The organism is candidate division WOR-3 bacterium, assembly GCA_016926475.1.
In the GTDB taxonomy this organism is placed as follows: Bacteria; SDB-A; SDB-A; order SDB-A; family SDB-A; genus JAFGIG01.
Genome location: JAFGON010000082.1, coordinates 24,140 through 43,880 on the forward strand (window position 1 = coordinate 24,140; position 19,741 = coordinate 43,880).

Below are 19,741 nucleotides of genomic sequence, written 5' to 3' on the forward strand. Positions count from 1 at the left end.
TATTAATTACAGTTTTTAATTATATTTCAAACCGGAGTTCATGGCAAATTCACTGGGCTCCTGTCAGTTCAATTCGATGGGACCATCAATTTTCCCTAGAAGAAACTGCTCAAGGTACGGGTTTTTGGATTTTTTCGTCTCTTCTGTAGTCCCTGAGTGTATTATTCTGCCTTTGTATAGCATCGCTATTCTCGAAGCAATTGAATATGCCGAAGCGATATCATGGGTTACCACTATACTCGTTATATTCAACCTTGAATTCAAATCTACTATCAGTTCATTTATGTGCTCAGCGAGAATTGGATCCAAGCCAGTTGTCGGTTCATCGTATAAAATATATTCGGGCTCCATAATAATCGCCCTGGCAATGGCGACTCTTTTTCTCATTCCACCTGAAAGTTCGGCTGTCTCCAAATCCTCTGTCCCTTTCAAGCCTACCATCTCAAGTTTTTCGGATACTCTGCTTTTGATTTCAGTTTGATTCATTTTCGAATGTTCAACAAGGGGAAGGGCAACGTTTTCAAAAACTGACATTGAGTCGAACAAAGCTCCTCCCTGAAAGACGAAACCGAATTTTTTCCGGATTCTGAATAATTCCTGTACTTTTACCTCTTCGAGGTTTTCTCCGTCGACTGAAATTTGTCCTGAATCCGGCTTTATCAATCCCACCATGTGCTTCAAAAGGACGCTTTTCCCGACGCCGGATTGCCCTATGATGACCAGTTTCTCACCTTCATCGATGTCGAGAGAGAGGTTTTCGTATATGATTTTTGAGTCGAATTTTTTTTTAATGTTTTTTATGGAGATCATCTGAAAAATATTCTCGCGACAAGGTAATCAGCTATTAATATGAGAACAGACGCCGAAACAACCGCTTTCGTCGTCGCCTGACCAACTCCTTTTGCCCCTCCGTCGGCGTGAAAACCGGTGTAAGTCCCCGCTATGGAAATTATCATTCCGAAGATAAAAGCTTTGACAAGTCCGCCGAAAAGTTCGACCGGCATAAAGCTGAATTTCATCCCGGACATGAAAGTGTCGTGGAGTATTCCCATAGAAAGGGTTGCCAGAAGATAACCCGCTGTGACGGCGGATATTTCTGATATGATTGTCAGCACTGGAGTCATTAAAATTACCGCTAAAAATCTCGGCAAGACGAGGAATCTGAATGGATTTATCGCCATCGCGGAAAGGGCGTCTATCTGTTCGGTCACTTTCATTGTTCCGAGTTCAGCTGCCATAGCCGCGCCGACTCTTCCTGAGAGCATCAAGCCTGTGAGGAGTGGACCCAGTTCTTCGAGTGTGGCTTTGACAAGAGCCGTAGATATGTATATGTCCGGTATAATACCCCTGCCTTGAAACTTGGCCTGGAAAGTGGTCACAAGACCAATAGCTGCAGAAGAAACTATGATTATCGGCAAAGACTTGTTGCCGGTGAAGTACATCTGTTCGACGGTCAATTTCAGTAGAATTCCCGGTTTTTCAAAGGATTTGAGCATTTCAACAATGAACAGAAAAATCGAATTGATAAGAACGAGAAGATTTTTAAGCCAGTCCCTGAAAAGGAAATACGCTCCGTCGATTGAATTTCTGATGATTTTAGTCTTCATCCGAGATGTCTATTGAGTCGAATCTCAAATACTCCGGTGTCCAATACAATTTAATGATATCTGTGGGGCCGTTTCGGTTTTTTGCTATTATCAGTTCTGCTTTATTTTTTTCCTCTTCATCTTTCGTGTAGTAGTAGTCCCTGTGTAAAAACATCACGACGTCTGAGTCTTGTTCAATCGCTCCGGATTCACGAAGATCGGAAAGCTGGGGTTTTCTCTCGGTTCTCATTTCGGAAGCTCTGCTCAGTTGCGAAAGAGCGAGAACCGGAACGTCGATTTCTTTGGCTAGAGCCTTGAGGGCCATTGAAATATTGGCTACTTCCTGTTGTCTGTTTTCAACTCGAGTTTCCGTGTATCTGATAAGCTGAAGGTAGTCAATTATTATCAGACCGAGCTTTTTGCCTCTTTTGCTCAAGTCTTCCGCTTTACGCCTTGCTTTTGCCTTGAGTTCCAAAATCGACATCGCCGAAGAATCGTCTATGTAAATGTCAGTGGTAGCGATTTTCGAAGCCGCGCTTGTCAACTGGTCGAAATCCGCGTGTGATATAAAGCCGGTGTTTATCCTCTGGCTGTCAACCCTCGCTAGACTCGCTATCATTCTGCTGACTATTCTCAGGCTGTTCATTTCAAGGCTGAAAATCAGAATTGGAACTTGATTTTTTATTGCTGTTTCAGTGGCAATATTGATCGCGAAAGCCGTCTTTCCCATCCCTGGTCTGGCTGCGAGAACTATGAATTCCTGTCTTTGAAGCCCTCTTGTGATCTGATCGAGTTTGAAGTAATGAGTCTCAATCCCTGATATTTTGCCTTTGTTTTGGTAGAGGTTGTCGACTTCTTTTATGGCTTCGTGAACGATGTCCGATATCTCGTCGAAATCGGAGGATTTTCTTTCCTGTCTGATCCTGAAAATCAGGCTTTCTGCGTTGTCCAGCTGTTCTTCAGAATCCATGTCGGATGTCGAGGCGATCGATATGATTCCCTGGCAAACGTCAATAAGCTTTCTCAGAATTGAAGAATCTTTTACGCGCTTAATGTACTCGGTTGTATTTGACGAAGCTGTTCCGAGCAAGCTGCCTTCGAGTTCTGCCAGATAAGAAATACCTCCAATTTCATCGATTTTCTTCATTCTTCGTATCTCGTCGCCTACAGTCACGAGATCCACGACAGGGTTTGAGATCTCGTTGAAAATCTTCATAATTGCCTGGAAGATTATTCTGTGAGCCGGAATGTAAAAATCTTCGGAAGTAAGCCTTTCAGCGGCGAGAGAACAGGCGTCGGCGCTCAACATGCAGGACGCCAAAACGGCAGCCTCGGCTTCGGGAGAAGAGGGGAGAGACCCCCTTTTTTCTGCGGCCATCACCATGCTCCAATCTCGTCAGGGTCTTCGCCTTCGGCGATTCTGATGAGAATCTTGATGTCTTCCCAGGTAGGCTTTTTAAGGTTTGGATTTCTCAACAATGCGCTGGGATGATAAGTCACTATGACAGGGTAAGATTCGAACCGGTGTGTCGTACCCCTGTAATCAGAGAGTTTTTGTCCTTTGTTCAAAAGAACAGATGCGGCGTGCCTGCCAAGGGCGCATATAACTTTCGGATCTATGGTGTGAATCTGATCTATAAGATAGCCAATGCATTGCTCCACTTCTTCAGGTTTGGGGTCTCTGTTTCCGGGAGGGCGGCATTTGAGCACGTTGCAGATAAAAACATCTTTTCTGCTCATTTTCATACCTTTTTCAATTATGTCTGTCAGAAGCTTTCCAGCCCGGCCAACGAAAGGCTTGCCCGTGAGGTCTTCTTCTTGACCCGGCGCTTCTCCGACGAATACTATTTCAGAGTCGAAACTGCCTTCCCCGAAAACTGGATTCGTCCTTGTTTTTGAGAGAGGGCATTTATCGCAACATTTAATTTTTTCGTTTATCAGGCTCAGTTCAGTTTCTTTGTTAAACGAAACATTCAGGGTTGAGGTTTCTTGAAAATCCGGGATTGTTTCTACGCCCTCTTCTTGGAGTTCTTCGAGGAGCGCTATCAGTTTGTCTTTTTCAATTGGCGGCTTTTGAGGCATACAGTATAATTTTTTCAGCTAAATGTTCTTTTGAAATTTTTTCAAAAGACTCAATCACAGATCCATCCCTGTCAATAAAGGTCGCGTCCGAGAACATTGATCCGATGGTATTCTCAGAGTTGGCGATGATCAAATCGATTTTTTTTGATTGAATTTTCTTTTGGGCATTTTGAATAATGTCACCGGTCTCAAGCGCGAATCCGACAGTGAAAACATTCTTCCGGAATTCAGCCGTTTTTAAGAGTATATCTTCGGTGGGTTCGAGTTGAAGGATAAGTTTTTCTTGTTTTCTCTTCAATTTGTCTTTCGAGTAATAAGAAGGCCTGTAGTCGCTAATAGCGGCTGACATGACCAAAATATCGCATTTAGGGAGTAGCTCCGATACTGATTCGAGAAAATCTTTTGAGGACAAAGAGGGGTGGTGCAGGCAACCATGGGGAGCCGCTATCTGTGGAGGGCTGACGAAATGGATGCATTCAGCTTTTTGCTTGAAGGCTTCTTGAGCAATTGCCGTGCCGGTTTTTCCGCTGGATAAGTTTGTTATAGCCCTGACAGGATCGATATTCTCGAACGTCGGTCCCGCCGTTACAAGAATACTTTTTCCTTTCAAGATTCCTTTTGACATTATTCTCTCGCATTCTGCGATAATAGCCGATTCGTCAGCGAGTCTCCCTTTACCGGTGTCGTTGCAGGCGAGAGATCCAGAATCTGGGCCGATAAAATGAAATTCGCAATTTCTCAAGCTTTCAGCGTTTTTTTGGATTATCGCATTCGTCCACATGTTGACGTTCATCGCCGGAGCTATAGCTGCAAGTTTGTTTCCTCGAGCCAAAACCGTCGCAGAAAGCAAGTCGTCTCCGAATCCTTGAGCGAGTTTGGATATGAAGTCGGCGCTGGCTGGGGATATCAAAATTACATCAGCCCACTTGCCCAGGTCAATGTGTGGGATCGTGAATCCGTCGTAAGACTCGAAAGTGTCTGTGTAGACACGAGACCCTGTCACAGCAGCAAAAATGGATTCTCCCATCATCTTACGGGCAGATAAAGTCATAACGGCTTTTGTAGAGTGCCCGTTTTCCCTAAGTCTTCTGATGACAGACGGCATTTTGTAAAGTGAAACACTGCCCGTCAACCCGATGAGAATTTTACCCATCAATTTTTCTTTTCGGTCTTTTCTTGTTTTTCCTCGGTTTCTTCTTCTTCAAGGTAGAAAAAGTTCAATTCGCCTTTTTTTAATTTTTTAAAAGCTGTCACTAGAGGCTTTTCCTCGAGCTGGACGGCTCTGTTTTTTGCTATTATGTTTATCCTCTTTGCCTCTCTCGCGGCTGCTATCGTGATTTCGTATAAATTTGATTCGTTTTCAAGAAGTTCATCTTTGGCTATTCTAAAATTTTTATTATCCAACTTTCTACCTCCTTTATTAATTCAGCGTCTACAAGACATTTTTCCGCTGTTATGATACTTTGAATCTGGCGAAGAGCTTCTTCGATGTCATCGTTCCTGACAGCGTATTTGTATAAACCTATATTTTTCAATTCATCCCCTGCGTTCTCGATTCTCTTTTCGTATTCTGCCGAAGATTCCGTTCCCCTCCTTTTGAGTCTTAACTCCAGTGATTCGGGAGAAGGCGGAAGGACAAAAATCGTAATGGCCAGCGGGTACTTAGCTAAAAGTTTTGCCGCTCCTTGTACGTCCAAATCGAGAAGGCATATATTATCATTTTTCAGAGTATTTTCAACCTGATCTAAAGGCGTGCCGTAATAAAAACCGTGAACTACAGCCCATTCAAGAAATTCATCTTTCTTGATTTTATCTTTGAACTGATTTTCCGTCACGAAAAAATAGTCTTGGCCCTCGGTTTCACCGTCTCGTTTCGGCCGGGATGTCGCTGAAACAATGTAATCAATACCAGAGGTTCTGTTTTTTAACTCTCTGCATATTGTGGTTTTACCTGCTCCAGAAGGGCCTGAAACTGTTATCATCAGTTTTTTTCTCATTCTATATTTTGAACCTGTTCCCTGATGTTTTCAAGGTTTTCTTTTATACGTACAACTTCCATGGATATGTCGGCGCTTTGGGCTTTTGAAGATATTGTGTTGGCTTCTCTTTGCATTTCCTGGACTAAAAAATCCAAAGATTTCCCAACCGGCGACACTTTTTTAATTGTCTCTCTGAAATTGTCCAAATGTATGTTGAGTCTTTCCGTTTCTTCTTTGATTGTTATTCTGTCTGTGAAAATTGCAATTTCAGACAGTGTTCTCGCTTCTATTAAATTTCTGAACCATTTTTTGTCCTCTTCGGAGAGATACGTCTTGGATGCAAAGAAATCTTCCAATAGGTTTTCGAGTATCTCTTTGAGTTTTTTTTCCTTTTCCTCTTTTACTGTAGGGGCTTTATTTTCAATCCTCTTCAATGAATCTCTAATGCCGCCGAGGAAGTTCAGAATCGCAAGCGACAGTATTTCACCTTCTTGTCTCCTCTTCAAGGACAAGTCCTCGAGAGTTTTATCTAAAGTTTCCCTGACGGAATTCCATATGTCTTCGTTTAGGATTTGCTCTTCCCTAGGAGGAGCCAAGTTAAGCTTTAAAATGTGTTCTAGGTGAACGGGTTCTTGTATTTTGAGGATTTTTCGGAGTTCTTCAAGTTTCTCCATCGAAGATTTCGCGACTTCTTCATCGAAGGAGAAAGGTCCATTTTGGTAAAATTGGCTTTTCAAACTTATTGAAACGTATATTTTCCCTCTTTTCATATACTTTTGCACGAGTTTGGTAATTTGAGGTTCCATGTTTGAGATTTCTTGCATTGCGTTAAGGTTGACGTCGAGATACCTGTGGTTGAGAGATTTGATGGCAACGGAGATCGTAGAGCCATCTTTGAGTTCATTTTCCGTATGCGCAAAACCTGTCATGCTGTTTGGCAATTAACCCTCCTCGTATATTAGGGAAACAGGACCGTCGTTGACGGAATCTACTTCCATGTGAGCCCCGAAATCGCCCTTTTGAGCGCGGGGTATTTTTTCCAGAATTTTTTTGAAAAAGAAATCAAAAATCTTTTCTGCGCTTTCTGCAGCCATAGCTTTCTCAAAATTTGGCCTTCTTCCCTTATCCGTACTGGCGCATAAAGTGAATTGAGAGATCAACATTATATTTAGGGCTGTCGCAGAAACGCTTTTTTCAAAAGGTTTGTCTTTGAAATCGAAAAGCCTGGCATTCAACAATTTTGACGCAAGTGCGGAAGCTCTGTTCTCCGTATCCCCTTTTTGGATTCCCAAATAGACGAGAAGCCCCCTTTCGATGGAAGATTTGTGGCCTCTTTCCGAGACAACACTCGCTTTTTTTACTCTTTGCACCAGAGCTATCATGGTCTTTTCCTGTGACGAATTTTCGATTATATGGTAGAAAATGTTTTTCCATAATCTTAATAAAAAAAAGCCGACATATCAAACTTTTTTATTGTTTATTTGGAAGGATTTGGTTTATACTCATAATCTTTGGAAATCAGACAATAATCGAATAAAAATAAGTTGTTTTCGTCATCAGGCGGAAAGGAGAAGTCAAAATATGGTGTTGGAGCGTTTTAGAAAACATATGGCGATAATATTCTGGATTGTTGCGATCGCTTTTGTTGTAATGTTCGGATGGTCGCAGTTGTGGGACAGCCTTGCCAGCATAATCGGAAGGGAAAGAACTCAAAATGTTGATGAAGTCCTTAAGGATACAGCTTTTGTTGTGAGGGGAAAAGAGACGCCCTATGTTTTTTACGAACTCGAAGTCGCCCGTGAAGCCGCGAGTATTCAGAACAGGGGCCAATATATTGGCGAAAAAGAAAGAGACGCCATAGCCGAAAGAGTTTTTCTCTCTATGGCGCTTGACGAAGTGCTGCGAAACAGGGCGGCGACTGCGGGTTTTTCCTTGAGTGAAAACTACTTGCGTTTGATTTCGGATACACTCAGTTTTTACGACAGATTTCACGCTCAACAGAGAATGATATCCGAGAAAGATTTTCTGTCGATGATAGAGACAAGAGAGACCGCGAAACAGTTAAAAGCATTCATGGGGCTTTCGGCATGGATATCTCCTGTTCAGGCAATTTTAAGAATGAGGATTCAGACCGACAAATATACTTCCGAATACGCTTTCTTCAAGACACGGGATATTCAGCCCGACAGGACAATAGACGATTCAACTCTCTTGTCTTCTTTTGAATCCCTTAGAGCGAAGGGATATACAGTTCTTCCTTCAAGAGCTGTCGTAAAATACATAGAGATAGCCTATGGGCCTCAGGAAGACGACTGGCTGAGAACTGAAAGAAAGACCGTCAACCTGATGCAGAGGTTCCAGGGATTACAGGGTGACTCGCTGAAAACTGTTTTTTCTAATCTCGCCCAGCAGTATTCCGAGGATTACAACACAGCTTCTTCCGGCGGATACCTGGGGTGGATTGGAAAAAACTCGAATATTGACAAAAGCTTCATTGACAGTGCTTTTGCTGTTGATTCAGGTAGTGTTGTGGGCCCTGTAAGAACTGTTTGGGGCTGGCACGTAATTCAAGTCTCTAACAGGACGGAAGATTCTGTCGAAGTCTCTCATATCCTCCTCCAGGTAAAAGGAGATCCTGAGAGAGATCAGAGATCTTTAGATTTGATGACAAGAATTATGGAGGACTCTAAGTTTTTAAGCCTCGATTCGATAGCTGTATTGTTCTCGCTGGAATTAAAAGAATCTAAACCTTTTGACAGGTGGGGGAAATACCCACCCGAATTCAGTTTTATCCAGAGCGCGGTGAACTTCGCCTTTTCTGCGGACTCTGGAGAAATCGGAGGTCCTTACATCGGATCCGACAACATTACCGTGATCCAAACCGTTAAAAAACTGCCGCCCAGTGAAATTCCTTTCGAGGAGTTAAGGGGCTGGCTTACAGATTCTCTTCTCAGAGAAACCGGCAATGAGATTTGTCTTCAGAACGCCCTTAGGTGCTCTGAGTTGATAAGAGAGGGCAAAGATTTATCTTCGTCTGTTTCATCTTCTGGTGGGGATTATTACTCTCCTTTGACCCATGTGTTTTACGATGACCTTGAAAATTCTCCAGCAGGAGGGGTAGTCCAAATGACGGGATTGACGGCTCAGGAACCCGGTTATTACGGTCCGATAAAAGGTTCCGGCGGTTATTATATAGTTCATCTCATCGAGAAAGAGACGCTCTCCGACTCTCTCATACAAAATGATCTTCCGGCGTATTGGTTCAACCTGAGCCTCGTCAGGGGCAGGGAATTCATGAGTCAGTGGAGCGCCTGCGTTCTCGAAAAGGCGTTTTCAACAGGTGAAATAAGAGATTTGAGGTACAAACTCAACGGGTCAGGTGAATGAAAGGACATTTTCGTCGCAATAATTTTGAATTCTTCGAGTCAAATCCAGCCCTGTTCGGTCAATATCAAATTTTGTGGCTATAATGTACGCTTGATCAAAGCTTTGCCCCTATACCTGAACCTACCAACGAGTCGTTTTCAAACCGCCAGTACATCATGATATACCCCGGCAATAAAAGGGACCCTATAAATTGCTGGTCCAAATAAGTATAGAACATGTTGTTAACATATTGGTGACTAAGCAAGTCTGACGTCGTTCCGGAAGCTGTGTTGCCGTTTTGATATTTAAAATAAAAATTGACCGGAGCGCTTGAGGATGGGACTTGAAAATTTCCAATGCCCTGTCCGTCGTCAATGTCGTGATCGACTGCTGTATATCGGCCGGCGATCTGAGAGAAAGAGGCGGGAGAGGAAGGATATTTTACTCCGATGATGTATTCATCATTTCCCTGAATAATCATGGTTTTCCCGGGGTTGACGGTTCCGTAACGAACAGTCGAGCCCTCCGTCAGCACAACACGGCTTGAGTCGGCGGAAGATACCTGCCATGTACCGGCTCCCGATCCTTGGAAATAGTTGAATGGAGATGTTATCAGAGAAGGCTCAGGGGCGATTCCATAGGTGTATGTTCCGTTTGAGTTGATTGTAAATCCGCCCCAGTCAGCGAATCCTTCCGCTGTGAATACAAGAAAAACATAGTTTCCTTCGAAAGAGTAATTGTTTAGGTTATTTTTTGAAGTTATGCCGAAGGTAATTCCGAACTGTTTATTACCCAGAGGTACAGAAGTTATAAAAAATTCACCAGGGGCTTCGATAATGTAATGATTGTTTGAGGTTATGTATGCGCCGGTATAGTTAGGGTCGCTAGAAACCGTGAATGTCCCTTTTGTCGTGTCGTTTGTGGTGATGTTGAAGAATGTGTATTCTTTGGCGTCCAAGTCAATATTCAAGGTAACCATATCTCCGGAGGGAGTGACCCCGAAGTAGTTCTCTTCAGGGGTTGTCGTTCCACCTCCTCCCGAGGGACCTGTGCTGGAGGAACTTGAGCAGGAAAAGCCTGTGACTGCAAGAGATGCAATCATAAAAAACGCAGACTTTTGAAGAAGACTAGTCTTCATTTAGACCTCCCTTTTAAAAATCTGTCAAGAACTCATAAAGATTGTATAACTGAAAAGTTATAAAAAGTATTAAAAAAAGTCTGAAGGAAAAACTATTTTCTGAGACACCAATCGACGGCATGTTTCATCATGTCCCAGTCCGAACCTCTGTCGTCGAATTCCTTGAAGGCGTCTATACCGTCCCTGTCGCTGTCTTCCTCCCATTCTGGATGAGGACCTGTCAGGAATACTCTTCCTTTTCCGTATTCACAGACGATAATAGCCGGTCTGTTTATCAGCGAATATTTTCCAGCAATAAAAGTATTTTGACCGGACGAAGTGTCAGGTGCAAAGTATGGACCGTTGTAGAACATCATCCATGCAGTATCCTCACACGAAGAGGTTATCGGATGAGAAATGTCCATGTCTATCCTGCACATCCCTATCTCGGGATAAGCGAATATTTCCGGGTTGGGCCCGTATCCAGTCCCCTTGAATAGTCCGAGCTGTCCTGTTTTAATTTCCCTGCCTTCCCAGACCTGTATTTCACATGCAAAAAGCGCTCCGGCGCATGTACCTATGTAGCCGCACCCTCCATAAACTGATTTTTTCAGAATTTCTTTCCCTTTATTGTCAATATCCTTTAGATAAGGCGATGAGGAACCTCCGGGAAAATAAAAAAGGTCTATGTCGGACACCAACGATCTGTTAATGTCGTCTGCGTATATCCTTTTTGTTTCATAACCCATCCAGCGGAACATATTTTCGGCGGGTATAACACAACCCTGGGCTGCTCCATCTCCTGCGTATATCCCCACAATCGTCCTGGCGTCATTTTTCGAATTGACGGTTTCTCTTATGAAACAACCGAAGTTGCACAACGAGCAAATGAGTAAGGAGATGATCGAGACCAGATTTATCTTGATATCACGATTGATCATTTTACCGTGACCGAAAACCCTGCCCTTGTCTGAAGAGCAGGTTCCAGATAGACGTTTCCTGCAAGCCAGCCCTCAGTTTTTATATCGCATTCAGTGAAAACCTCAAACCAGTCTCTGACATGGCAAACAACTCCGAGCATTACGGATCCGCCTGCCTGCGCACTTTCTGATAAAAACCTCTGATCAGTGGGTTGAAGCCATAAGGAAGCAGTTGATGAGAATGAAAAATTCATCCCTCTTAAAATAACAGGGTACCTGTACAGTTCCAAAGAAAAGCCCGGGCAGAATGTTCTCTTTGATGCGTAGCCCAACAATGAAAGGACAATGTCAAATTTTCCTTGCTGGTAGAAAAAATGCAGCCCTGTCGCGGTTCCGAATGACGTCAGGTGGTGGGTAACCGCTAAGTTCCAATAAAATTTATTTTTGTTGAAAGGGCTTGTTCCTGCAAATCTGTCTATGCCGAAGATCTGGGGTGAAATGAAATTCAGCAATATCAACCGGTTTTGAAGTCTTAGATACCCCAGTTCTTCGTCTGAAAGCTCCGAAGGCATGATGTAACGGTCTATTCCTTTCCCGGAGGGGTGGGGTCTGCCTCTCAGGCCAGAAAGGTACGGTTCATCCGGACGAAAAAGATCATACACCCATGAAAGGTAATCACCACCGATGATGTCCCTTTTCATGATATCCGTGTCTTCTTTCAGCGTCTCTTCTTCGATTATTCTGTTTGCCATATCACTGCCGCACAACCAGACATACCATGCAAGGTTTCCAAGGTTGATCCAGATATCCGTAACATCGTAAATTGTTGACCTGCCACCAAAAAAATTTTGTTTTCTCATTTGCATTGACAATTCAATTTGAACTTCGCCCCCGGCTTCGGCGAGCCTGACCATGTCCTCTGGAAATTCGTCCTTAAGCCGAATAAGGTCCTCGTCACGAACATGGCTGACACTGACCATTTCTGCGAAAGGATTGAGGTAAATATCGTTTTGGCTGGATATTCCCCTCATGGAAAGCACTGCTCTGTGACCTTCTTCATGAGTCCAGCCTTTGAAAGGTGAAAAGATGTCGAACAGGGTTATGGATATGCATAACCCGGCAAACCTCCTGTTAGAAAAAAGAGAAACAAATTTTTTGTCTGAAAGGTCGGGAGACCACAGTAGTTTCAATGATTGATGAACACCCTGTGTTAATCCGCTTGTCAACGCAATTGACTGGTTCATGCTTGAGAATGAAAAGCCGTTCTCGGTGTTGAACGGAAAATCGCAAACGGGAAATCGCATTATGACGCTCGGTCGTTGATTGGAGTTGAATTCTGAAGCTGTTGAACCCTGATGGATCTGGCCGGAAAGGGACAGGCATTGAAGGAATGATGCCGCGGAAAAAAAAAGTTTTAAAAATTTCCCGGCAGGTTTTATGTTTTCCTCCTTGCACTTGTTGCTGGTGAGAATATTTCGTTATGCAGTATACATTTTCGCGTATAATCTGAAAACAGTTATTGTCACTTATTTTATGAAATCGCCCGGCTTGAATTCATACACCAATAAATAAATACCTAAAACTGAAATGTTGACATCCATTGGCTATTTTCGGCTTGAACTCCCTGGACAATTTCAACACAGGTTGTTTTGTCAGGGAGAAATTGGGGTTTCTCCCTTTTGTATGTTAAATTTATTTTATACTCTTAAACGGAATTTCAAAACATAAAGCACTTATACTATTGTTGGAAAGATATCTCCGGACTGTTAAGCTGCAAAGCTAAAGCATCGTCATGCGCGGGTTGAAAAAAATCTTAGTATCAACACGACAAAAAACATATCGCAGATAGCTCCGGCGGAAAAAAAAGACGCGGTTACTATCCGTGCCGCTTTGAGGTTTATTCTATTGCCTGAAAAATCGATGATTTGCTTGACGCCGTATGCCATACCGGCGGCGAGAATTCCGGGGGCGTGTCCAATCATAAAATCACCACTGAATTCATTTTCTAAGAGAAAGCGGCCATAGAAAAAAGTATATGACATGACCGCGAGAATAAATACCGAGCCTTGAATCGGAAGAAGGACATTCCGCGCTCCGTTTTTTAGAAATAGCCCCAATACTCCAGCGAAAAGCGGGATTCCGAGAATGATCTGAGTTGTCCAAATTCTGTCAAGCCCTTCTGAAATTACTGGGATTCTGATGAGTTTTAACATTATTCCCGAAACCACAAGTATAAATCCAATAAACGTGTTAATCCTGAAACAGGCTATTTTGTCGAGCTTTTCAGTCGAGAAAAGAAGGTTAAAAGTAACGCCGTTTATGAATAATCTGCCGTTAAAAGGCTTCAAATCCACCTGTCCGGAAGAAGGTCTTCGAGAAAAACACATTTGTCTTTTGCGAGTAAAACCCTGGTCTTGAGGTTATTTTTGTCTATTTGAAAGATTAATTCTCGGCATCTTCCGCAAGGCGGAATAACTCCGTTTTTATTGACGGCGACTATCGTTTCTATTTGTGTCTCCCTTTTTTTCAGCATTTCGGCTATTGCCGAATGCTCCGCGCAAAAACCGATGCCGCATGACAGATCCAAGCAGATGCCTGTGTAGATGTTCCCGTTTTTGGTCTCCAAATCTGCGGCAACCGATCCAGCGGAGAGAAAATCCTCCGACAGCCTGAATTCACCCAAAGATTTTTGGGCTTCAACAATAAGTTCATCCTCTTTCATGTATCTTTCACCGTAAACTTTGTTCAGCCCTGAAAGACCATGGGGTAGAATTTCTCTCTTCGTATGAACTCATGTCCTTGGGGAGCGTATGAAGACCGCTTATCGAATAAATTATTTCGGCCTCAAACGACGAAATCCTCTGTCCGCCGAAAACAGAACTTTCGAACAGAAATTCCACATAACCGATAAAGGGGATGTATCTTTCAAAGAAGTGCTCGTCAATGCTCAAAAGCCAGCGCACTGCCGCATCCTCGTCGCATCGCCACGCGACATCGAATTTCCCGTATTCGCTTATCAGAGCCGAATAGGTCTCTCTTTCCAAGTTTGGGACCCTGACAATCCCGCAGAAAAATCTGCCCGGATTCTCCCTCTCTGAAACCTGAAGAACCTGCCAGGAAGACCAGTTCAAAAGGTCAGGAGAATACCGGACATAGACATCGCCATAGTATGGTGTTGAAGTGTCTCCGCTGTTTAGGACAAAAGACTCGGGTTCAGGTTGAATGGTGACTTTTACTGATATGGAAGAAGGCGGACGCCATGAAAGACCGAGGGCGAGAGGTTCTGTAATTATCCTACAGTCCCTCGAAGAGGCGCTTTCGCCGTCCCATCCGAGCCCTTCTTCTGTTATGTTCAGGGTGCCCTGGGGGTACCACTGGGCTTTTTCAAGAACGTCGGTGCTGTCGGTAAAATCTATTTCAATGGATTTGAATTCAATCATTGAAGAATTCAAAGAAAGAGCTGAAATAGCTGCTGTCGCCAGCGAAAATAAAACTTTCATATTATTATCCCCTCCACGAATTCCCATTCAAACGGTCTGTTTAAATCACGAAGAGGCCGTATTTCTGGATAAGTTATATTTTTCCATTCAATTGTTTCAATGAAATCGTCCTCGGTAGGCGTGACCCTGGTGATGCTGTATTCTTCCTTGATGAAATCAATGCTGTAGAGAGTTGATTCAAGGGATGCCCTGTGGATATTCACGTATTCGCACGCTAAGAAAAGGAAATGGCCGTCTTGATACTTGAAAGTGTATTCGGCTCTTGACATCCACCAGGACCCCATTGACCACATGGATATAAAATCAAGTGTCAAAGCTCCATTTTCGATTTCCATACCTTCGTATGGTTCGAGCATATTTTTGTGTGTGCTGCTGATTATAAATGAATTGCTTCTCTCGGCAAAAGAGTAGCTTTTGTCTGTGCTGTCCATGAAATAAATCGCCAGAATTCTCGGTCTGTAAAAAAAAGTGTCGGGGTGGTATTCGTCGTTTGATATGGACTGGACGCTGTCTTCGAACTCAAAGACCACTGCGATGTCGGCAAGGGTATCACCGTTAAGTTCGCCTTGAGTTGAATCGAGAACGACCCATCCATCAGGAACGAGATCTTCAACGCACCCCCCGCAGCTTTCAAGAACTGGATAAGTAAAAACACCGCCTGAAAAGCAATTTGCGGTGGCAAGAAAGAAAAAAAAGTTGAGCCATAAAAATTTCATTCTATATTCCCTTTCTTTTAAAATGAATTCCACCCTATGAGACCGCTTGAATTTTCCCAGAATCCAAAGAAATTTTGGGGAAAATCAACTTTGGAAAGAAATCCTTGCATGGGAAACCGCAGCGTAAATTGTTGTTGATTTTCATCTTTATCATATACCCCCAAAGTTGAAAATATATTCCCCTGTCCTGTTTACAGAAGCAGTTTTTTCAGATTTTACTCCCTTTTAACAACCTGATATAACCTGCGAAAAAATAATGAGATTCAAAACTTCCAAATCCATTTTGATACAAAATGGATTTCCAGTTTTTTTCTATAAAATCGAAAGCGTATGGACATTCAATTTTCATGAAAGGTATTTTTAGAAAAAAAGGCATGTCTTTGAGGTTGAATTCGTTGAAGTCGAGAATGAAAAATTCGCCACCGGTTTTCAGAGAATTGTATGCGTTTTGTATGATTCGAATACGCGCATCTTGCGGGAAACCGTGCAATACAAAGGATATTAAAACTTTGTCGAATTCGTCTGAAAATCCCTGAGGTATGTCAATTCTCCGGTTGAAGATTTCTATGTTTTTAGAATCTACGAACTTCCTCTGGAATTGACTTATCATATCTTCGGAAATATCAAGTCCCGTGAAATGTCCTTTAGGGGATAAACGTTTGGATATCAGATGCGCATTTCTGCCGGTTCCGGCGCCCAGGTCGAGAATTCTGTCCGCGGGTTTAATTTTCATCAGGCTTATCGCTTTGCGTATCATGTAGAAATAGAATCCCAGGGAAGACAAGTTTAAAAGCAGGTCGTAGTGTCGAGCTGTAAAACCTTCGATTTCAACCTTTGAATCCGGATAATATAAAAACATAGATCAACCCCGTAACATTTATTTTACGCTTGAATTCACCTCCCTTCATAGTGAAAAGTTATTTTCCAGGAAAATGGTCTTTCGAGAACATCGGCTCGTCTGAAGTTCTTTGAAAAGCCTCTAAAGGATTTGTCAAAAAAAACTTTAAAGATCCCAGTACGTCGGTTTTTTGTGTCAGAAAAGCAGAAAATATTTTTGCGGAAAGAAAATTTATGATAAAAAATTTTCAGTATGAAAATATTTTTAGCATTTTCGAATAATTTTTGATAATAATAGTTCATAAAGTTTTAACGGAATATTAACTGAAAAATGACAAAAATTCTTTTCAAGATTGGCTACGCCTATCACAAAGCGGCTTTTGATCCTGTCATAGACCTCATGGTGGATGACGACAAATATGATGTCTTTTTCACCCTCGACATGGAAAGAATCAGAAAGTTTTTTCTATTCGACGTGCCATATCAACAGCCGATAATCGATGAATGGGAAAAAAAGGGTTACAGGTTTACGAAGAACACCAGAGGTTTTGATGTAGTCATAACGGGGGACACTCTTAAAAACGCCGCTGATTACGGAAAGACAATGCTGTGCTTTTTAAATCACGGAACAGGCATAAAGAATATACTCTACAGGGAGCTGGCAAAAGTTCCCGATCATAGGTATCAGATTTTTGTCGAGGGACCTCACAGGGTTGAATCTCTTCAAAAATCCGGTAGGCTGGGGAAAAATGAAGTTCACATCGTGGGGCTCCCTAAACTAGATTATTATTTCCAGGGAATGTTCAGCGATAGAACAGGGATTTTAAGCGATCTCGGTCTTGATCCGTCAAAGAAAACCGTGGTCTACGCGCCGACGTATAAGCCAACATCATTATACGACCTAAAAGACGACATATTTGAACAGACGAAGGACTATAACCTGATAATCAAACTCCATCCCTACAGCTGGATGGGGAAATACGCTCCTCACAATCAACACAGAATATATGAAAGAAAAATGAAAAAATATTCTCACGCGGTACTGTTGCCTTTCGAATCATACAGCATAGTGCCCTATTACTCAGTAGCGGATACATTGATTGGCGAAGCTTCGAGCACGGTTTTCGACTTTCTCGCTCTCGGCAAATTCGGAATCGTCTACGATTTACCCTGCGATAAGCTGAACCATTCCGACGGAGAGCCACTTCTCGAGATTGACAACCGAGAATTTTTAAAAGGTGCTTTTGTCCACGTAAAAAGCGGAAAAGATTTAAGCATTGCTGTTGAAAGAGCTCTTAATCCGACACCGGATATGGTTCGGAAAGCTGATGAATACAGGCAAACCCTCTTTTATAAGCTCGACGGGAACGCTTCAAAAAGGTTCGTTCAGAAAATGGAAGAACTTTTAAAAGAGGGCGGTCACGAAAACAATCCGAATGAGGCTCTCGTAAATTGAAAGGCGTGATTATTGCCGCTGGAGACGGAAGCCGCCTGTGGCCCGAGACGAACAGAACTCCAAAATCCCTTTTGCCGTTTAAGCAAGACACAATTCTTTCGTGTGTGATTAAAAATCTTTCAAACGCTGGTGTAGATGATTTCATAATTGTTTTGGGTTTTAAATCCCAGATGATAATTGAGTATCTGAGAAAGAACGATTTGCTTGATTTTAAAATAAGTACAGTTCTGAACAGTGATTTTAAAAGAGGCAATGGAACTTCGGTTTTAAAGGCCTATGACCTGGTGGGGGATGATGATTTCATACTCAGCATGTCTGATCACATTGTCAGCCCGTCGGCGATAAGGAGAGTTGTCGAAAAACAAGGAGAAAAGAATTATCTTCTGGTCGACAGAAGAGTTGATGAAAATTTTGATATCGACGACGCGACTAAGGTACTGGCAGTTGAAAGAAAAATTGTAGATATCGGGAAGAGCATAACGAAATTCAACTGTATAGACTGTGGAATTTTCAAGCTTAAATCCAGTTTCATGAGAGCTATGAATGAGCAAATTAAAGTGGGGGAGGAATCAATAAGTTTAGGTGTAAAAAAGCTCATAGAAAAAAAGTTGATGGAAGCTGTCTTCATGGAAAACAAAGAAACCTGGATCGATATAGACACCCCCAAGGCATACAGGTTCGCTCTGGACAATTTCTGTAATCTTTAAGTTATCAATCCTAATTTTTTTGACTTTGAATTTATGATACTTTCTGAGCTGTCAAACAGGATTCGGTGGCTTTGAAAGCAATCCCTTAAAACCTTCCCCTTCCTTTGCCTCTTCCTCTGCCTCTGCCGTCTCTGGGCCCCATTCCCATACCTTTTCCCATCCCCATTCCTTGACCTTTTCCCATTCCTCTGCCCGTTAATAAGCCAAAAGATTGTAATGCTCCGTATCCATCTAGAGGAGTATTATAAGATTTGTTCGCATTTTCTCCGATTTTGGTGTTTTCATCTTCAATTTCTATCGCTTTTTTCGGACAGGAAAGGGCTGCTTCCTTTAGACAAGTGGCGGTGACATTTTTTATTTTTGCCACATTGTTTTCCATCTCTATGCCTGCTGGGCAAATATTGGCGCAGATAGCGCATCCAATACATCTTTCTGCAATGATTCTGACCATTTACACCTCGATTTTTTTTATTTCATCCATTGTTTTTTCAGCGACTGTCTTTTCTTTGTTAAAATGCTTGATAGTTCTTTCGAGAAAAGCCCTTTTTTCTTCAAGAGTTTTAAAATATTTCATCATATCTTTCGTTTTTTGAATGTTTTCTTGAATCTCCATAGGTATTTTCTCACTGTCGTGTCTTACTGCGTCTTGGGGACAAAATTCGTGGCATTTACCGCATCTGATGCAATTCTGCATGTCAATAACTGCGTAAGCGTTTTTCATTTTCATCGCGTTAGTCGGACAAAGATTTACGCAGATAGCACACCCAATACATCTCTTTTCATCAACCCATGGCATTTATCCTCCAATTTCGATAATGTGTTTTTTCACCTTTGCAATAAAGAATTGTTTAAAATCTTTAATGTTTTGAGAATAAAGTTTTTTGAAAAAATACAAGTTGCGCGTTGTATTTTTAATATTGTGAACTGCTATCGATGATAAAGATTCAGACAACGAATTAATTCCTTGCAAAAAAATCCAAAAATGTTTAATTTTTTTAAAAAATATGTTATAATAATCTAACAAATTTGTCAATATAAAAATGGAAATTAAAATTCTTTACGACAACTATACAATCAGGGATGATCTAATATCAGATCACGGTTTTTCTTGCCTTCTAAGGGCTCACGGGAAAACTATTCTTTTTGACACTGGAGCCGACGGTACCATTTTGCTTTCAAACATGAAAATATTGGGTGTCGACCCTCTCTCAGTAGATGAGGTTTTTATTTCACATCCTCACTTCGACCACATAGGAGGTCTGTCGGGATTTCTCAATGAAAACAATAATGTAGATGTATGGGTTCCTTTTTCTTTCAGAGGGGTCAGAAGGGCAAAAAAAGTAGTTCATATAAAAGATCCAATGGTGTTGAGTGAAAATTTCTTTTCGACAGGTGAATTGGGAGGAATAGAACAGTCTCTGGCAGTAAAAACAGAAAAAGGAATTTCGCTTGTGGTTGGCTGTTCTCATCCTGAC

Annotated in this window: 23 protein-coding genes; 4 read left to right on the forward strand and 19 right to left on the reverse strand. The window is 42.2% G+C overall.

Going from position 1 to position 19,741, the window contains the following annotated elements; all coding sequences use genetic code 11:
• Positions 1–63 precede the first annotated feature (63 nt).
• The 9 genes from JXA84_08255 to JXA84_08295 are packed head-to-tail and all read right to left on the reverse strand — an operon-like array spanning position 64 to position 7,029.
• Entirely contained in the window at positions 64–810 is a 747-nt protein-coding gene (locus JXA84_08255; protein MBN1151192.1) for an ABC transporter ATP-binding protein, read from the reverse strand.
• Entirely contained in the window at positions 807–1,607 is an 801-nt protein-coding gene (locus tag JXA84_08260; protein ID MBN1151193.1) for an ABC transporter permease, read from the reverse strand. The genes JXA84_08255 and JXA84_08260 overlap by 4 nt, the downstream gene beginning before the upstream one ends.
• Positions 1,597–2,970: a replicative DNA helicase gene (dnaB, locus tag JXA84_08265; GenBank protein MBN1151194.1), complete on the reverse strand. Its 1,374-nt coding sequence runs from the start codon at positions 2,968–2,970 to the stop codon at positions 1,597–1,599. The genes JXA84_08260 and dnaB overlap by 11 nt, the downstream gene beginning before the upstream one ends.
• A complete protein-coding gene (locus JXA84_08270; GenBank protein ID MBN1151195.1) occupies positions 2,964–3,668 on the reverse strand; it encodes a uracil-DNA glycosylase in 705 nt (234 codons plus the stop codon). Before JXA84_08270 ends, dnaB begins: the two co-directional genes overlap by 7 nt.
• On the reverse strand, positions 3,646–4,821 hold the full coding sequence (gene coaBC / locus JXA84_08275; protein MBN1151196.1) for a bifunctional phosphopantothenoylcysteine decarboxylase/phosphopantothenate--cysteine ligase CoaBC: 1,176 nt from the start codon (positions 4,819–4,821) through the stop codon (positions 3,646–3,648). The genes JXA84_08270 and coaBC overlap by 23 nt, the downstream gene beginning before the upstream one ends.
• A complete protein-coding gene (locus JXA84_08280; protein MBN1151197.1) occupies positions 4,821–5,072 on the reverse strand; it encodes a DNA-directed RNA polymerase subunit omega in 252 nt (83 codons plus the stop codon). The genes coaBC and JXA84_08280 overlap by 1 nt, the downstream gene beginning before the upstream one ends.
• Positions 5,048–5,665: a guanylate kinase gene (gmk, locus tag JXA84_08285; GenBank protein MBN1151198.1), complete on the reverse strand. Its 618-nt coding sequence runs from the start codon at positions 5,663–5,665 to the stop codon at positions 5,048–5,050. Before gmk ends, JXA84_08280 begins: the two co-directional genes overlap by 25 nt.
• Complete coding sequence (locus JXA84_08290) at positions 5,662–6,588, reverse strand: YicC family protein (protein ID MBN1151199.1); 927 nt, start codon at positions 6,586–6,588, stop codon at positions 5,662–5,664. Before JXA84_08290 ends, gmk begins: the two co-directional genes overlap by 4 nt.
• A complete protein-coding gene (locus tag JXA84_08295) occupies positions 6,589–7,029 on the reverse strand; it encodes a D-tyrosyl-tRNA(Tyr) deacylase (GenBank protein ID MBN1151200.1) in 441 nt (146 codons plus the stop codon).
• A gap of 199 nt (positions 7,030–7,228) precedes the next feature.
• Here JXA84_08295 and JXA84_08300 point away from each other — a divergent pair, with 199 nt between their 5' ends.
• A complete protein-coding gene (locus JXA84_08300; protein ID MBN1151201.1) occupies positions 7,229–9,034 on the forward strand; it encodes a peptidylprolyl isomerase in 1,806 nt (601 codons plus the stop codon).
• Between the two features lie 94 nt (positions 9,035–9,128).
• On the opposite strand, the gene JXA84_08305 is transcribed toward JXA84_08300, so the two are convergent.
• From JXA84_08305 to JXA84_08340, 8 genes are all read right to left on the reverse strand, one after another.
• Positions 9,129–10,151 (reverse strand): hypothetical protein, encoded by a 1,023-nt coding sequence (locus JXA84_08305; GenBank protein ID MBN1151202.1) that lies wholly within the window; start codon positions 10,149–10,151, stop codon positions 9,129–9,131.
• 92 nt (positions 10,152–10,243) lie between these two features.
• The gene (locus JXA84_08310; GenBank protein ID MBN1151203.1) at positions 10,244–11,071 is read right to left on the reverse strand and encodes a hypothetical protein; all 828 of its coding nucleotides are present in this window, start codon (positions 11,069–11,071) and stop codon (positions 10,244–10,246) included.
• Complete coding sequence (locus tag JXA84_08315; protein MBN1151204.1) at positions 11,068–12,354, reverse strand: hypothetical protein; 1,287 nt, start codon at positions 12,352–12,354, stop codon at positions 11,068–11,070. Before JXA84_08315 ends, JXA84_08310 begins: the two co-directional genes overlap by 4 nt.
• A gap of 486 nt (positions 12,355–12,840) precedes the next feature.
• Entirely contained in the window at positions 12,841–13,404 is a 564-nt protein-coding gene (locus tag JXA84_08320) for a hypothetical protein (protein ID MBN1151205.1), read from the reverse strand.
• Complete coding sequence (locus JXA84_08325; GenBank protein ID MBN1151206.1) at positions 13,395–13,772, reverse strand: cytidine deaminase; 378 nt, start codon at positions 13,770–13,772, stop codon at positions 13,395–13,397. The genes JXA84_08320 and JXA84_08325 overlap by 10 nt, the downstream gene beginning before the upstream one ends.
• 7 nt (positions 13,773–13,779) lie before the next feature.
• Positions 13,780–14,550 carry a hypothetical protein gene (locus JXA84_08330; GenBank protein MBN1151207.1) on the reverse strand — a complete coding sequence of 257 codons (771 nt, stop codon included), beginning with the start codon at positions 14,548–14,550 and terminating at the stop codon, positions 13,780–13,782.
• The gene (locus JXA84_08335; protein MBN1151208.1) at positions 14,547–15,266 is read right to left on the reverse strand and encodes a hypothetical protein; all 720 of its coding nucleotides are present in this window, start codon (positions 15,264–15,266) and stop codon (positions 14,547–14,549) included. Before JXA84_08335 ends, JXA84_08330 begins: the two co-directional genes overlap by 4 nt.
• 208 nt (positions 15,267–15,474) lie before the next feature.
• The gene (locus JXA84_08340; GenBank protein MBN1151209.1) at positions 15,475–16,125 is read right to left on the reverse strand and encodes a class I SAM-dependent methyltransferase; all 651 of its coding nucleotides are present in this window, start codon (positions 16,123–16,125) and stop codon (positions 15,475–15,477) included.
• 309 nt (positions 16,126–16,434) lie between these two features.
• Between JXA84_08340 and JXA84_08345 the strand changes: the two genes are divergently transcribed.
• Positions 16,435–17,559 carry a CDP-glycerol glycerophosphotransferase family protein gene (locus JXA84_08345; protein ID MBN1151210.1) on the forward strand — a complete coding sequence of 375 codons (1,125 nt, stop codon included), beginning with the start codon at positions 16,435–16,437 and terminating at the stop codon, positions 17,557–17,559.
• Entirely contained in the window at positions 17,556–18,266 is a 711-nt protein-coding gene (locus JXA84_08350) for an NTP transferase domain-containing protein (protein MBN1151211.1), read from the forward strand. Before JXA84_08345 ends, JXA84_08350 begins: the two co-directional genes overlap by 4 nt.
• An 85-nt stretch (positions 18,267–18,351) precedes the next feature.
• Here JXA84_08350 and JXA84_08355 read toward each other — a convergent pair whose 3' ends face one another.
• Complete coding sequence (locus JXA84_08355) at positions 18,352–18,717, reverse strand: 4Fe-4S binding protein (GenBank protein ID MBN1151212.1); 366 nt, start codon at positions 18,715–18,717, stop codon at positions 18,352–18,354.
• Positions 18,718–19,062, reverse strand: coding sequence for a 4Fe-4S binding protein (locus JXA84_08360; protein MBN1151213.1), 345 nt, complete (start codon positions 19,060–19,062; stop codon positions 18,718–18,720).
• A gap of 244 nt (positions 19,063–19,306) precedes the next feature.
• On the opposite strand from JXA84_08360, the gene JXA84_08365 reads away from it, so the two are divergent.
• On the forward strand, positions 19,307–19,741 hold a 435-nt coding region (locus JXA84_08365), incomplete at its 3' end, for an MBL fold metallo-hydrolase (protein ID MBN1151214.1).

What these genes read in the sequence shown, in the direction of transcription:
- JXA84_08335 (MBN1151208.1), bottom strand. Translation starts at nt 15,266, where the DNA reads ATGAAATTTTTATGGCTCAACTTTTTTTTCTTTCTTGCCACCGCAAAT.
- gmk (MBN1151198.1), bottom strand. Translation starts at nt 5,665, where the DNA reads ATGAGAAAAAAACTGATGATAACAGTTTCAGGCCCTTCTGGAGCAGGT.
- coaBC (MBN1151196.1), bottom strand. Translation starts at nt 4,821, where the DNA reads ATGGGTAAAATTCTCATCGGGTTGACGGGCAGTGTTTCACTTTACAAA.
- JXA84_08325 (MBN1151206.1), bottom strand. Translation starts at nt 13,772, where the DNA reads ATGAAAGAGGATGAACTTATTGTTGAAGCCCAAAAATCTTTGGGTGAA.
- dnaB (MBN1151194.1), bottom strand. Translation starts at nt 2,970, where the DNA reads ATGGTGATGGCCGCAGAAAAAAGGGGGTCTCTCCCCTCTTCTCCCGAA.
- JXA84_08295 (MBN1151200.1), bottom strand. Translation starts at nt 7,029, where the DNA reads ATGATAGCTCTGGTGCAAAGAGTAAAAAAAGCGAGTGTTGTCTCGGAA.
- JXA84_08300 (MBN1151201.1), top strand. Translation starts at nt 7,229, where the DNA reads ATGGTGTTGGAGCGTTTTAGAAAACATATGGCGATAATATTCTGGATT.
- JXA84_08255 (MBN1151192.1), bottom strand. Translation starts at nt 810, where the DNA reads ATGATCTCCATAAAAAACATTAAAAAAAAATTCGACTCAAAAATCATA.
- JXA84_08305 (MBN1151202.1), bottom strand. Translation starts at nt 10,151, where the DNA reads ATGAAGACTAGTCTTCTTCAAAAGTCTGCGTTTTTTATGATTGCATCT.
- JXA84_08310 (MBN1151203.1), bottom strand. Translation starts at nt 11,071, where the DNA reads ATGATCAATCGTGATATCAAGATAAATCTGGTCTCGATCATCTCCTTA.
- JXA84_08315 (MBN1151204.1), bottom strand. Translation starts at nt 12,354, where the DNA reads ATGCGATTTCCCGTTTGCGATTTTCCGTTCAACACCGAGAACGGCTTT.
- JXA84_08330 (MBN1151207.1), bottom strand. Translation starts at nt 14,550, where the DNA reads ATGAAAGTTTTATTTTCGCTGGCGACAGCAGCTATTTCAGCTCTTTCT.
- JXA84_08340 (MBN1151209.1), bottom strand. Translation starts at nt 16,125, where the DNA reads ATGTTTTTATATTATCCGGATTCAAAGGTTGAAATCGAAGGTTTTACA.
- JXA84_08260 (MBN1151193.1), bottom strand. Translation starts at nt 1,607, where the DNA reads ATGAAGACTAAAATCATCAGAAATTCAATCGACGGAGCGTATTTCCTT.
- JXA84_08345 (MBN1151210.1), top strand. Translation starts at nt 16,435, where the DNA reads ATGACAAAAATTCTTTTCAAGATTGGCTACGCCTATCACAAAGCGGCT.
- JXA84_08360 (MBN1151213.1), bottom strand. Translation starts at nt 19,062, where the DNA reads ATGCCATGGGTTGATGAAAAGAGATGTATTGGGTGTGCTATCTGCGTA.
- JXA84_08270 (MBN1151195.1), bottom strand. Translation starts at nt 3,668, where the DNA reads ATGCCTCAAAAGCCGCCAATTGAAAAAGACAAACTGATAGCGCTCCTC.
- JXA84_08355 (MBN1151212.1), bottom strand. Translation starts at nt 18,717, where the DNA reads ATGGTCAGAATCATTGCAGAAAGATGTATTGGATGCGCTATCTGCGCC.